Below are 13,635 nucleotides of genomic sequence, written 5' to 3'. Positions count from 1 at the left end.
CTAGAATAAATCAGGATAAATTACTTCTGTTAGATATAATCCACATGCAGGAACAGACTCACCGGCATTTGATCTATTTTTACTGTCAATTACTGCTCTAATATCTTCCACTTCCATTTCGTGTTTACCTACTCGAATAAGCGTCCCAACAATAGCTCTGACCATATTTCTTAAAAACCGATCGGCAGAAACATGAAATACAATTCCATTTTCTGTGGGAAGCCATTCTGCTCTTTTAATCAAGCAGTTATTGGTTAAAGTTTTAGTATTTGATTTACTAAAACAACTAAAATCACGGTATTCCATAAGAATTTGAGCTGCCTGATTCATAAGTTCAACATTTGGTTTATCACGTAATTGCCAAGATAAATTGTGTAGAAAGGGATCTTTAGAAAAATGAATATGATATTCATAAGAGCGTAAGGTAGCATCAAAACGGGCGTGTGCATCGGCTTTAACCTTGATAAAACGCTTAATTACAATATCATAAGGCAGCAGAGAATTAGATCTTTGTAAAAATTGCGAACTTAAAACATCAATTTCTTCGGGTATATCAACATGTGCAAAAAGTTGTTTGGCATGCACACCGGTATCGGTACGTCCGCATCCGAGCGTTTCAATTTCCTGCCTGCATAAAGTTGAAAGCGACTTATTGATCAATTCCTGAACAGAAACAGCATTTTTCTGTATCTGCCAGCCATGATAAGCCGTTCCGTTATAGGCAATTTCTATAAAATATCTTTGCAAAGTATTCAAGCTGCAAAGGTAATACGGAAAAGGCAAAGAGCAGAGAGCATTTGCTAATTTTAATTTTTTTTAGTATATTATGATTAATGAATAGAGATTCATAGAAATATTAAATTAATATATTTGCGCAAAACATAATTGATTATGCTACAACGAGTACAAACTATTTGGCTATTTCTTGCATCCGCTGCTATTTTTTGCTTATTTCTATTTCCCTATTTACAAGTTTATAATCCAGATGGTTCATTTAGAGCAGTTAAGATTACTGGGGTTCAGGAGAGTGTGGGCGGACAAATTGTGCAGAGTGAAACTTTCTTGGCCTTAACAATTATTACTGTAATTGTTGCATTAATTCCACTAATCACCATCTTTTTATTTAAAAACAGGAAACTACAAATCAAATTATGCTATCTCAGCATTGCTGCCGTTTTAGGCTTTAGCTTTTGGTTAGTTCAAACTGCTAAGAAAGTTTTAGGTCCAATAACTTTACAATCAGAAAATTATGGTTTAGGAGTTATACTTCCTTCATTGAGCGTATTTTTTATAGTTCTAGCTTTGAGAGGCATAAGAAAGGATGAAAAACTGATTAAATCTGCTGATAGGTTGAGGTAGTAGGTAGTAGGTATTGGCAAGTTTTATTTGATCTAAAAAAAATAATAAAATATGAATGAAATAATAAGAATTCTAGAATTGAAACGATTTACATTTGAAGATCTCCAAAAACTACTTAGGCTTCAAACAGAAAAGGATAAAGTTAAAATATCAGCTTTCCAATTAATGTTCTCAGGCAATGAAGAATTTAGAAAACTATCTGAAAGTCAGGATGAAGTCTTTCATAAGTATAATATTAATCAAGAAATTGAAAAGACTAAATTTAGATTATTATTCAAGGAAATTGAAACATTTAACTCTGATGAGTATGAAAATGCGTTAAACATTATTAAAGAAAAATCAGGAGAAAACAAATTAGAAGAAGAAGAACTATTAAGACTTGAGCAAATCGAAATTCAAAAGAAAAATGAGGCTCTCAGGATTGAAAAGCTTAAACAAAATCAATTATCTATTTTATTAACACTTGATAAAAACAGTGATGGCAATGTTGATATAATAGAAAATGACTTTAATAAGTTGTTTTCAAAAAATCAGAAACGAGTTATGGATATCGATAAAAACTACATCCATCAGTTTGTGAAAGTTTCAAATTTCATAAAAACAAAAAAGGAAAATACACAAAAGATTTTCGAATCAATACGCGATACAAGTACGCAAGAAGAATTAGAAGAAAGGGTAAATCTCTTGAAAAACCAAATCCATTCATACGAGCTTTTGGTATTTCATTCAATAAATATGATTGGTGCATTGATTTCAGAAGATCTAATCACGTTCTATGAGATTTATGAATCTTTTGACAAACTAGGAATGTTTAATTCAAATTGGGAAAATGAGGTTTCTGAAAAACTAACAAATATTGGAGACAAACTAGATGATTTAATGGAATCCATTTACAATATGGAACAAAATATTGTGAGTGAGTTGAGTCATTTAAGTTATGTTACCCAAGCATCTTTTGAGGATTTAAATATTTCTGTGACAAATCAATTAAGAGAAGTAGAATCATCAATAAATACAAATAATTTATTGACTGGAATTCAAGCTTATCAGCTTTATAAAATTAATAAGAATACTAAGGGTATTAGATAAGAATGGAAATTAATGAATTAAAACGTTTAACAAACCTTTATTATAGTTTTAAACAAAGAGGTGATAGACAATTTTCAAAAAAAGAGTTTTTAAAATGGTATTTTACAAACTTAGATTTAGGTTGCTACTATTGTGGTTTAGAAATTGAAACTCAAATCCGACTTATTAAAAGTGGTAAACTCAACTCAAACCGATTTTTTACATATGATTATAAAAGTAAAAGAGGAGTAGAAAAATTTGGAACAAGAGGAAAGTCTTTCGAAGTTGATAGAAAAAACCCTAAAGGCGAATATTCAGTGGACAATTGTGTATTGTGCTGTTACTTTTGCAACAATGATAAAAGTGATGTTTTCAAAGAATCTCAATACCTTAGTTTTATTGGTGCAAATTCTGAAAACAAAAAAGATAACTCAAGATACATCTTTCTAAATAAATTATTGAATGAAAATTAAACTATCAACATGATAATAAGAAACTTAACAATAAATAATTTTTCAGTTTGGATTACAATTGACCAACTGAGATTTTATTCTAATAATAGATTGAGAATTGAAAGTCCCGAAGAGTTTTTGTGCTATTTCAAACTTACAGAACCTACTCCGATGATAATAGGTGAATTATTTAAAGATGAGTTTAATGTACCTAAGTTATTTAATTCAGCTGATAATGCCCTCAAATATGCTGAGTATGAGTTAGAAAAAAGACTAAAATAAAACCAACCAATAACAGCACCTACCCGAAATTGGCGCTTCAGTGATTAAATCAAGCTTTGTGCTTCAATCAAAGTTTGTGCTTGGTTGACAGTGAAGTGCTTCGAAATCGCCACCTTCGGGTAGCTGCAAACCGGTAGTGATTAGAAAAGTGTAATTCAGGATATTATATTTTGTTGGTGGCGGACATCATCGTTGCACATTAGCGTCTTCAAGAAATGGCTTCGAGAACCTCAGCCACCGGATAACTAATGTCGTTTTTCTGATAAAGACAACTAAATTGTCTGAACTATGATTTTTTTGATTGATATGATTGCGGAGAGGATTAATGGAAACAAAAAGTATCGGGCTTCGAGTACCTGGCTTCGAGTACCTCAGCCACCGGATTACAGATGTCGCTAGCCTGATAAAGACAACAGATAAAGATAACCAACAACTCTTTTTTGCCTTCAGTAACTAATAAAATTAATCTTTCCGTTTTATACACTCATCCGCCAAATAAAGCACTGATTCATAATTCTTTCCAACCGCATCAGAAAGGGCAATTTCACAGGTTTTCCCAGAGGAATAATAACCTTCGTAATTATTTTTTTGCACTTCTGAAGCTTCAGGATTCGTGGCTGAAGCAGTTAGTTCTGGAAATATAAAACCACGGTCACCTGCCATTCCGCAACAACCAGAATGAATTGGAACATCTGTTTTTTCACTAAAATGAGAGGCAACAGCGACGAATTTTCTTTCCAGACCCATTTTCTGCAGAGAGCAGACAGGATGCACCACAACCGTTCCCTTCTTCTCTACAGGCCCACAAGCAGGCATCACATAGTCATGTAAATAATCAATGCTATCTAAAATAGTCAAGCGGTCGAATTTTTGTTTATTAGCTTCATTTAAAATTGGTCGGCATTGTTGAAGCGTATGTGAGCAAGAAGTAACATCCAAAATAATCGGCAACATACCTTCATTTGTTGCAATCCATAATTGCTCAATGGTTTGATTGCACTTATCTGCATAAGCCAAATTATAACCTTTTGAAGAGAATAATTGTCCGCAGCAAAGTGCCCCAATACCCTCCGGAATAATCACTTGAATACCTGATTTTTCGGAAACACTTAAAAAGGTATCTGGTATATTTTTCTTATCATTTGCACCTCCCATCACACGTGAAATACATGTTGGGAAATAAACTACAGCCGGACCATTAGGCGTATTTTGATTGATTTTTTTTACATATTTACCTGAAATAGAACCACTTGTAATGAGCTGATCACTCCATAGAGGAAATTGCGGAATGACTTTTTTAATTGTCTTAGTGATGCCTTTCATGGTATTTTTCCCAAAAAGAGAGTTCATGAAAGCACCCACTTCTAAGGCAAAATTTACAAGAACGAAAACTAGCTTAAAATTCTTAGAAACGGCAAGAGCAACTTTATTTGAAAATGAAGAATGGCTTTCTCTACGGAGGCGCTTCACTAAATCGCCTGTATTGATATCTACGGGGCAACTAGTGGCACAAAGACCATCTACGGCACAAGTATCCAAGCCATCGTACTGATATTGTTGAACAAGCTCAGCGTATTGATCATGTTTACCAGCCGTTTTTAAAAGAGCCAACTCACGTCTCACCACAATTCTTTGACGAGGGGTAAGTGTTATATTTCTACTTGGGCATTTATGTTCGCAATAGCCACATTCAATACATTTATCAACCTCTTGTTCAACACTTGGCAATGATTTAAGATCTTGAAGGTGAGCGTTTTTACTTTCGTTGATAATAACGCCAGGATTCAATAAATTTTCAGGATCAATCACCTTTTTAAGGCTTTTCATGATCTGGTAGGCTTCAGAACCCCATTCTGTTTCAACAAAAGGAGCCATATTTCTACCCGTACCATGCTCCGCTTTTAAAGTCCCGTCATATTTTTTCACAACCAATTCAACAACCTCTCTTAAAAAGCGGTCGTAGCGGTCGACTTCACTTGAGGAGTTAAAAGACTGAGTAACAACAAAATGAATATTTCCATCCTTAGCATGACCAAAAATAATGGCATTATCATACTTATATTTCTCAAAAAGCACATGCAGATCAAGAATGGCATCCCCAAGTTTAGCGACAGGGAAGGCGACATCTTCAAGAATTACGGTTGTACCACTAGCGCGCACAGCACCAACGGCTGGGAACATCCCTTTACGTAACTTCCAATAAAAAGCTTGAGTTGCAGGATCAGTGGTAAAACTGATAGATTCAAGCAAATGAAATTTTGAAGCATAAGGGCTTAGGCTATCAATTTTCGACTGTAAATCCTCCGGACTATTTGCTTGATATTCCACTAAAAGTGCTGCAGCACCATCAGGAAGTGTTTTTAAAATACTTGGGACACCTTTAACACTATCAATGGATCGCAAAGAAGCCCTATCCATTAATTCAACTGCCTCAGCACCAGTAAGCCTATGTGGTTCAATAGCCTGACAAGCAGAATAAATATTTTCAAAATATAGGAAAGCAGTTGATTTGTAAGGATAATCAGAAACTGTTTCCATCACCGCTTCCGCGATAAAACCTAAAGTCCCCTCGGCGCCAATGAGTAAATGAGAAAAAATATCAAGAGGATGAGAATAATCGATGAATGCATTCAAAGAATATCCAACCGTGTTTTTAGTTAGGTACTTGGTACGAATACGCTCAGAAAGTCCTGAATTAGCCTCAATTTGATGCTTTAAACTTAAAATCGACTTATAAATATCTGAACATTCCTCTTCAAAACGAGCGTAATCAGATTGTTTTTCAGTTGAGAAAGACTTGCCCGAAGGAAGAATAAAACGAATATGTTTTGTGGTATGGTAAGAGTTTAAACTAACCCCACAGCACATACCGCTTGAATTATTGGAGAGTATCCCTCCCATCATTGCCGCATCAATACTAGATGGATCGGGGCCTATTTTCTTTCGATGTTTTTTAAGGTAATTATTGACCATGGATCCGGTAATTCCCGGTTGCACCCTTACTAAATCACCATCCTCTTCAATTTCTAATTTATTCCAGTATTGACTTAAATCTACGAGAATACCATCGGTAATGGACTGACCCGATAGGCTTGTCCCGCCCGTACGGAAAGTGATAGGAATTTTATGCTGATGTGAAAAAGAAAGCAAGGAGATAATCTCATGCTCATTAATTGGCTGTACAACAGCCTTTGGACGCAGGTAATAAAAACCAGCATCAGAAGCATAAGCAACAAGGTCAATTAAGCGGCATTTAATTCTTTCTTTTGGCAAAATGCTTTCCAAAAGCTTCCCAGTATCCATATTCATTAATTATGCCGCAATTTGAGAGAAATTATGATGATTACAAAGACTTAAATAGAAAATATTATGCGGAAGCATAAAGTCATATCCTTAATATCTTTAACGATTAATATTGAAAAGTATTTGTTTTTTAAAGGAAAAACCAAATATAAAATTGAACGATGATAGCTAATAAAATTAAACTAATTCAAAAAAAAACAATGAAGGAATAAAATTTATTGAAACTTAATCACTCCAAAAAACTGAGGCAGATGAAAATCCGGCTTCGGATTATCCACAAAATTCCAAGTTATATAATTAGGATTGGATGTTTTGCTACCTGTTTTATAAAAATTAGCCTTCCAAATCACGCCAGGTGCCGGATTAGTCACATTTGAATATTTTCTTAAAACTGAGAGCGGAAGTCTATATTCAATGGTCCATGTTACAGGCTCAGCAATTTCTGGATCAACTACTGCGGGTAAAGAGTGAGCAATTTCAATCTGCTTTATTTCATCATTCTCAAGTGCCAAGTATTTTTTTCTTGGTTGAGTGGCATACTGTAAAAGAGGGGTTCCGCCAGCGTTTATCTCAATATTAAAATATTTTAAAGGTTCATCCTTATCTGGCGAGAAGAAAAATTCTACGCATGAATCGCATGAAACACAGCCATTAATATTAGTTACTGTACTTTTTACAAACTTATCTTGCACTCTGAAAATCAAATAAACATTTTCAGCATCATACATCATTTTTGCTTCTACCGTGGGTTTAAATGCAGAGACTGTCCCCATATAATTTTCAATTTTTATGGTTTCAATTTTCTTCCATTGAGCTTTATCCCAGTTAGCATCAATTTTTAAAGGTTTTTTCAATTTGGCAACTAAATATTCCTTATCGCTTGGCTTTAGGTCACCAACTTTTACATTAACTGATGCACTTTTATTCAAAGTAAAAACTTCTCTGCCATTCATAAAGAAAGGCAGAGAAATAAATAAGATGTATGAAATGAAATTCATGTTTTTTTATTTTTTGCGGTATCTAGAGACTTCATTAGCATTGATTATGCTTGCATTATTGCCAAAGCTTGATCTCAAGTAAGTTAATATTTGTGCTATTTCAGAGTCTTTAAGATAAGAATGTGGTGGCATAGCCTCATTATAGCCAACACCTTTTACAGTTATTGGACCAGATAAACCATTTAACACTAACTCAATTAAGGTTTTCTTATCTCCATTTACCCATTCAGATTCAGCTACTGGTGGGAAACGAGTCCCGTCACCTTTTCCATTCTGTTGGTGACAAGAAGCACAATAGGTATTATAAAGTTTAGAGCCTGCAGCTAATTGGCCACGCATTAAATTATCCTTTTCAGGATCTGGATTTTTAACGTTTGGAGAAGTCAATTTACGGGCGGCCATTCCTGCTAATTGCTTGCTACCAAAATTCTTTTTATCACCTTTGTACATCACTCTCCAAATTTTACCCTTTTCACTATCATTTAAGTATAGAGAACCATCGGGACCTTGAGCGATACCCATAGGGCGATATTTAGCATCAGAAGTATTTACAATGGTATCTACACCTCCAAAACCATCAGCAAACAATTCCCATTCGGATGAAAACTTACCGTTAACAAAAGGAACGAATGCTACGCAATAGCCACCTTGCGGATAAGGAGCACGAATAGTAGAGCCATGGAATGCAACGAAAGCACCATTTTTATAACGCTCTGGAAATTGGTCGCCAGTATAAAACAATAAATCGTTTGGCGCAAAATGACCTGGGAAACCGATGATTGGCATATTAAACTTACCTTTTTCAACTTCTTTCTTGCCTTCGCCACCATATTCAGGATTATAAAGTTTTTTACCCTTCATAAAATCATAGTATGCATATGGCCATCCAGAATCAGAACCTTCAGGAACTTTTAAAAATTCTTCAGAAGGCAATAAGGCACTATCCCAAGGAGAGAAAAATTGAGACCAAGATCTGGTTAAATCATCACGACCATGTTGCATAGCATAAAGAGAATTATCTAATTTATTCCACTCCATACCCACAATACTACGAATTCCTGTAGCGTATAGGGTTCCCTCACTCTGCTTCTGGTTTTGCTTCGTGGCACTAAACTTCCATACTCCACCAAATTCTTTCAACTCGGGACAAGGAAATTGACCTGGAGAACCTGGTTGTCTGTCGGCTACCTGACAAACATCACTTGGAGATCCAAAAGGCACATACAAATTACCTTTCAAGTCGAATGTGATTGGCTTAGCAATATGAGAGTATTTGCCTCTTTTATAATTATCAACTACAATTGTTTCTGTTTTACCTTCCGGGACTAATTTCCCAGGAGTAAGTTTAGTTCTTAAAACCTCTCCAGCAGTACTGAAATAAAGATATCCTTTATGAATACGCATTGCTGTACCATAATTTCCGGTATCAGGATAATCCCCAAAATATTCAATAATATCGGCCTTACCATCATTATTATTATCGCGTAAAGCAACGCTACCTCTATTTTGAGCATCTGGCACTCTTAATTTTACGTAAATATCACCATTGCTATTTACGGCCAAATGGCGTGCACGGCCGATAGAATCAACCACCACTACTGCCTCAAAATCACCAGGCAAGGCTAGTCCGCCATTATCAGAATCCCCCTGAGGCAAACCACTTTTACCTCCAGAATTCATAAAACTGATAGTAACTAAAAAGGCTAATCCTAAAAATGCAATCAATTTTGCACGTAATTTAGTTTCAGGTAAAAATTTTGAATAGATCTTCATTTTTTATCGAATTTTCTTTTTTATGGACACTCAGTAAAATTATACTGCATAATCTTGACTTTTTATCAATTTTCCAAATAATACACGTAATATTTATAGGATAATTAAAACTCTGGAAGTAAACAATCAAAATTTACAATTGGCCAGTTTTAACAAATCACAAACAATCGACCATAAAATCTAGATTAACTTTTCTTCCTAAAACAGATTTACTCACATTTTGTTAATCATCTTAAATAGGTATGATTTTTACTATTTCCCACAATAATATCCACCTAAATATACCAAATAATCAATAAAACAGTAGTAATCTGTCAAAGAATCTATCCGATTTATATGGAAAAAGAAAAGAAAAAACTCAGAATCGGAATTTTAGTCGATGATTCAATGATACCCCATTGGTCGTATAGAATGATTGAAAGGGTAAAAAACGAGGCGGGTTCGGAACTTATTTTAGCTTTGAGAGTTAAACCAAAGAAGAAATTAATAAAGCAAGATTTTCTTAAAAACTGGAAAGAGTTATTTTTTAATACCTATAATTTATTAGATAAAAAAATCAATAAAAGCACTCCTAATGCCTTTGAAACGAAGAATTTAAAAGATCTTTTATCAGTAAATTCAACTTTCATTGATATTAATTTAGAAGGAGATAAAATTGAAAAGCATGTTCTAAATGAATTAAAAAAATTTGAGCTTGATGTCCTCATAAAAATAACGAATAAGCCTTGCAAAGCCGAACTATCAAAAGTATCACAATTTGGAATTTGGTCATTGCACCCATTAGAATCTAATGGAGATGAAAGATATTTAGCAGGGTTTAGAGAAGTATTTGAAGGAATCGCTGAGACCGAAATTACATTATATGCAACTTTTGAAGGCTGTAAAAAATCAATTTTATTCTACAAAACAAGCTTTTCAAGTGATTTATTAAGCATCAGTAGAAATAGAAACATATTTTATTGGAAAGCTTCATCCATTATTTCATCGAAAATTGAAGAGTTAAGTAAACTAGGTGAAATATTATTTTTCGAAAAAATAAAGGAGATCAATGATCAACCAATATTTAAATCTAGAAATACATGGCCAGTGCCATCCAATATAAAAATGCTTTTCGATGCTCCACGATTGATGTTATCCAAAATAAAAAACAAGTATGATTTAACATTTAATTTTCATCAATGGATATTACTTTTTAGAATTTGCAAGACAGAGGAAATCTCGACAGACCTATCAAAATTTCAAAAAATCATTCCCCCAAGAGATCGTTTTTGGGCCGACCCCCATGTTTTAAAAAGGGGAGATATCTATTATATTTTTTTTGAAGAATTAATTTATCGAGATAACAAAGGTTATATCTGTTTAATTGAGATGGATGAGCATGGTAATTATTCAGACCCTGTTAAAATTTTAGAGAAAAACTACCATCTCTCCTATCCATTTTTGATAGAAGAAAACAATGAGTTATACATGATTCCAGAATCAAAGCAGAACAATACGATAGAATTATACAGGTGCACTCAATTTCCATTAAAATGGGACTTAGAGAAAATTTTAATGAAAAATATTAAAGCAGTTGATTCAAGCATTTTATTTCAGGATAATAAATATTGGCTTTTTTGCAGCATTACAAATAGTGAGGAACCATTTGCTCAAGATGAGCTACATCTTTTTTATTCAGATAAATTAGTGAGTGATGAATGGATAGCACATCCTGAAAATCCGATTGTGAGCGACTTTAAAAGATCGAGGCCAGCTGGTAAAATATTTAAATACAAAGATAAAATCTACAGACCGGCGCAGAACGGTTTAAAGTGTTACGGGTATGGCATAGCAATTAACCAAGTGATTGAAATGACGGAAAGCAATTATGAGGAAAAATTAGTGGATTCTATTTTACCAGAATGGGGAAAAGATATTATTGGAACACATACGATTAATTCGGTGGGAAATTTAACAATAATTGATGCATTAGTCAGGCGGAAAAAGAAATCCAAAGATTTTTAAATACTTGGAAAATAAAAGATTAACACAATGAGATAGGCTAGGCGCGCATTTAAAACATTTGCGATGCAAATTCAATAAATCCGGAACATATTGATAATATCATTAAAAAACCGTATCTTTGCGGCGCTTTCAGCAATAAGGCTGGATGCACTTATAAATTATCATGAACCCATTTAGTACCTTGGGTATCCGTCATGATATTGTTAATGCCATCACTGAACTGGGATTCGAAAATCCCACACCAATCCAGGAACAAGCTATCCCGGTATTACTTTCAGGCAGCAACGATTTTGTCGGATTAGCTCAAACAGGAACCGGTAAAACCGCATCCTTTGGCCTCCCCCTATTAGAATTATTGGATTTTGAAGAAAATTATCCACAAGCGTTAATTCTTTGTCCCACACGCGAACTCTGTTTACAGATCGCAAGCGACATAAAAAATTACGCCAAAAACATGAAGAACGTTAACGTTGTTGCTGTTTATGGCGGTGCAAACATTTCAGATCAGTTACGCCAAATTAAACGTGGTGTGCAGATTGTTGTAGCCACTCCAGGCCGTATGCTTGACATTATTAATCGTAAAGCGATTGATTTCAGTCAGGTACAATACGTTGTTCTAGATGAAGCTGATGAGATGTTAAACATGGGCTTCCAAGAAGACATCGACAGTATTTTATCAACCACACCGGATGATAAAAAAACTTGGTTATTCTCGGCAACTATGCCATCTGAAGTCCGCAGAATTGCAAAAAAATACATGACAGATCCGTTCGAGCTGACCATGGGTACCAAAAATACCGGAAATGTTAACATCGAACATGAATATTACATAGTTAAAGCGCGTGACAAATACGCCGCTTTTAAGCGAATTGTAGATTTCAATCCAGAGATTTTTGGTATTGTTTTCTGTCGTACTAAGATTGAGACGCAAGAAATTGCAGAATCATTAATGAAAGACGGCTATAATGCTGATGCATTGCATGGCGATTTATCGCAGCAGCAGCGTGACAAAGTAATGAAACGCTATCGTGATCGTAGTCTTCAATTATTAATTGCAACAGATGTTGCTGCAAGAGGTATCGACGTAAATGATGTAACTCACGTTATTAACTATTCATTACCGGATGAGATTGAAAACTATACTCACCGAAGTGGCCGTACAGGTCGTGCAGGAAAAACAGGTATTTCAATTGCCATTATTAATTCGAAAGAATTAGGTAAGATTCGTCATATTGAGCGCACCATTGGTAAGCAGTTCACAAAAGCTGAAATTCCAAGTGGTTTTGATGTTTGTGAGAAGCAATTATTTGCGATGATTCATAAGGTTCATAATGTTGAAGTGAATGAGGAGCAGATTGAGCAATACATTCCGCGCATCATGGATGAGTTTAAGGACATGGATAAGGAAACAATCATCAAAAGATTTGCTTCATTAGAATTTAATCGTTTCCTTGAATATTATTCAAAATCACCAGATTTAAACATCTCAGGTGATGACCGCGGATTTGAGCGTGGTGATCGTCCAGAGCGTGGTGATCGTGCTTTCAGATCAAGTACTAGTCCGGGTTATACCCGCCTATTCATGAATCTAGGATCAGTTGATGATTTCACTCGTGGAGATATGTTAGGATTTATCTGCAACAATACTAAAATCAGCGGAAAGAGTGTAGGTAAAATCGACCTTAAGGGAGTATTTACTTTCTTTGAAGTTGAAGAATCGGCTGTAAATCAGGTTATTGAAGGATTTAAATCTGTTGATTTCCAGGGTAGAGATGTAAGAATTGAATTAGCTGGCGACCGTGAAGGCGGTGGTGGCGATCGTGGAGGTTCATATCGTGGAGGCGGCGGTGGTTACCGTGGCGGAAGTGGTGGTGGACGCCGTGAAGGTGGTGGCGGTGGATACCGTGGCGGAAGCGGTGGCGGACGTCGTGAAGGTGGTCGTGAAGGTGGTAGCGGTGGCGGTTTCCGTGATTTTTCTGGAAAGCGCCGTGAAGATCGTGCCGGAAGTGCTAATGCTGGTAGTGGCGGTCGCCGTGAAGGCGGAAGCGGCGAAAGACGCAGAAGGAACTAACACCCAAAGCTAAATAATTTAAGAGCAAGAAAAATTGATGGAAAATCCGTCTTTTTTTCTTGCTCTTTTTTTTGGAAAAGGAATAAGGAACAAAGAGTAAGGAGCAAAGAGCAAGGACAAAAGCTGATAACTCTATCCTTGAGGTTAATAAATGGCTTGGAGAGCTTGGCTTCGAGAACCTCAGCCACCGATAACAGATGTCGCCAGCCTGATAACTGATAACTGACAACTAAATTGTCTGAACTGTGATTTATTTGATTGATGGGATTGCGGAGATTAGAAAAAGGATTAAGGAGCAAGGAACAAAGAGTAAAGACAAAAGAAA

The 13,635-nt window shown here is 35.3% G+C and carries 11 protein-coding genes; 6 read left to right on the top strand and 5 right to left on the bottom strand.

Features of this window, described 5'->3' with window-relative positions:
- The gene (truA, locus tag QZ136_RS05825) at positions 1-756 is read right to left on the bottom strand and encodes a tRNA pseudouridine(38-40) synthase TruA (RefSeq protein ID WP_291401372.1); all 756 of its coding nucleotides are present in this window, start codon (positions 754-756) and stop codon (positions 1-3) included.
- 135 nt (positions 757-891) lie between these two features.
- Between truA and QZ136_RS05820 the strand changes: the two genes are divergently transcribed.
- From QZ136_RS05820 to QZ136_RS05805, 4 genes are read left to right on the top strand one after another with little or no spacing between them, the layout of a single operon-like run.
- Positions 892-1,359 (top strand): DUF4293 domain-containing protein, encoded by a 468-nt coding sequence (locus tag QZ136_RS05820; RefSeq protein ID WP_291401370.1) that lies wholly within the window; start codon positions 892-894, stop codon positions 1,357-1,359.
- A gap of 51 nt (positions 1,360-1,410) precedes the next feature.
- A complete protein-coding gene (locus tag QZ136_RS05815) occupies positions 1,411-2,448 on the top strand; it encodes a hypothetical protein (RefSeq protein WP_291401368.1) in 1,038 nt (345 codons plus the stop codon).
- A 2-nt stretch (positions 2,449-2,450) separates the two neighbouring features.
- Positions 2,451-2,900 (top strand): hypothetical protein, encoded by a 450-nt coding sequence (locus tag QZ136_RS05810; protein WP_291401366.1) that lies wholly within the window; start codon positions 2,451-2,453, stop codon positions 2,898-2,900.
- 9 nt (positions 2,901-2,909) lie between these two features.
- A complete protein-coding gene (locus QZ136_RS05805) occupies positions 2,910-3,161 on the top strand; it encodes a hypothetical protein (RefSeq protein ID WP_291401364.1) in 252 nt (83 codons plus the stop codon).
- Between the two features lie 462 nt (positions 3,162-3,623).
- On the opposite strand, the gene QZ136_RS05800 is transcribed toward QZ136_RS05805, so the two are convergent.
- From QZ136_RS05800 to QZ136_RS05790, 3 genes are all read right to left on the bottom strand, one after another.
- Positions 3,624-6,470 carry an FAD-binding and (Fe-S)-binding domain-containing protein gene (locus QZ136_RS05800; protein ID WP_291401362.1) on the bottom strand — a complete coding sequence of 949 codons (2,847 nt, stop codon included), beginning with the start codon at positions 6,468-6,470 and terminating at the stop codon, positions 3,624-3,626.
- Positions 6,471-6,679: 209 nt separating this feature from the next.
- On the bottom strand, positions 6,680-7,462 hold the full coding sequence (locus tag QZ136_RS05795; RefSeq protein ID WP_291401360.1) for a carbohydrate-binding family 9-like protein: 783 nt from the start codon (positions 7,460-7,462) through the stop codon (positions 6,680-6,682).
- Between the two features lie 6 nt (positions 7,463-7,468).
- Positions 7,469-9,235, bottom strand: coding sequence for a c-type cytochrome (locus QZ136_RS05790; RefSeq protein WP_291401358.1), 1,767 nt, complete (start codon positions 9,233-9,235; stop codon positions 7,469-7,471).
- 336 nt (positions 9,236-9,571) lie between these two features.
- Between QZ136_RS05790 and QZ136_RS05785 the strand changes: the two genes are divergently transcribed.
- Positions 9,572-11,239: a hypothetical protein gene (locus QZ136_RS05785; RefSeq protein WP_291401356.1), complete on the top strand. Its 1,668-nt coding sequence runs from the start codon at positions 9,572-9,574 to the stop codon at positions 11,237-11,239.
- A 163-nt stretch (positions 11,240-11,402) separates the two neighbouring features.
- A complete protein-coding gene (locus QZ136_RS05780; protein WP_291401354.1) occupies positions 11,403-13,310 on the top strand; it encodes a DEAD/DEAH box helicase in 1,908 nt (635 codons plus the stop codon).
- Here the strand turns inward: QZ136_RS05780 and QZ136_RS05775 are convergent.
- A partial coding sequence (locus QZ136_RS05775; RefSeq protein ID WP_291401352.1) for a hypothetical protein occupies positions 13,307-13,635 on the bottom strand: 329 nt, incomplete at its 5' end. The genes QZ136_RS05780 and QZ136_RS05775 overlap by 4 nt on opposite strands.

Origin of the sequence: Daejeonella sp., assembly GCF_017495225.1 — a bacterium.
In the GTDB taxonomy this organism is placed as follows: domain Bacteria; phylum Bacteroidota; class Bacteroidia; order Sphingobacteriales; family Sphingobacteriaceae; genus Daejeonella.
The sequence above is the reverse complement of the archived record's forward strand: the minus strand, read 5'-3'. Positions and strand labels throughout refer to the sequence as shown.

Excerpts from the sequence above, each read along its gene's own strand:
- QZ136_RS05820 (WP_291401370.1), top strand. The coding sequence starts at position 892 with ATGCTACAACGAGTACAAACTATTTGGCTATTTCTTGCATCCGCTGCT.
- QZ136_RS05780 (WP_291401354.1), top strand. The coding sequence starts at position 11,403 with ATGAACCCATTTAGTACCTTGGGTATCCGTCATGATATTGTTAATGCC.
- QZ136_RS05790 (WP_291401358.1), bottom strand. The coding sequence starts at position 9,235 with ATGAAGATCTATTCAAAATTTTTACCTGAAACTAAATTACGTGCAAAA.
- QZ136_RS05800 (WP_291401362.1), bottom strand. The coding sequence starts at position 6,470 with ATGAATATGGATACTGGGAAGCTTTTGGAAAGCATTTTGCCAAAAGAA.
- QZ136_RS05815 (WP_291401368.1), top strand. The coding sequence starts at position 1,411 with ATGAATGAAATAATAAGAATTCTAGAATTGAAACGATTTACATTTGAA.
- QZ136_RS05785 (WP_291401356.1), top strand. The coding sequence starts at position 9,572 with ATGGAAAAAGAAAAGAAAAAACTCAGAATCGGAATTTTAGTCGATGAT.
- QZ136_RS05805 (WP_291401364.1), top strand. The coding sequence starts at position 2,910 with ATGATAATAAGAAACTTAACAATAAATAATTTTTCAGTTTGGATTACA.
- QZ136_RS05810 (WP_291401366.1), top strand. The coding sequence starts at position 2,451 with ATGGAAATTAATGAATTAAAACGTTTAACAAACCTTTATTATAGTTTT.
- QZ136_RS05795 (WP_291401360.1), bottom strand. The coding sequence starts at position 7,462 with ATGAATTTCATTTCATACATCTTATTTATTTCTCTGCCTTTCTTTATG.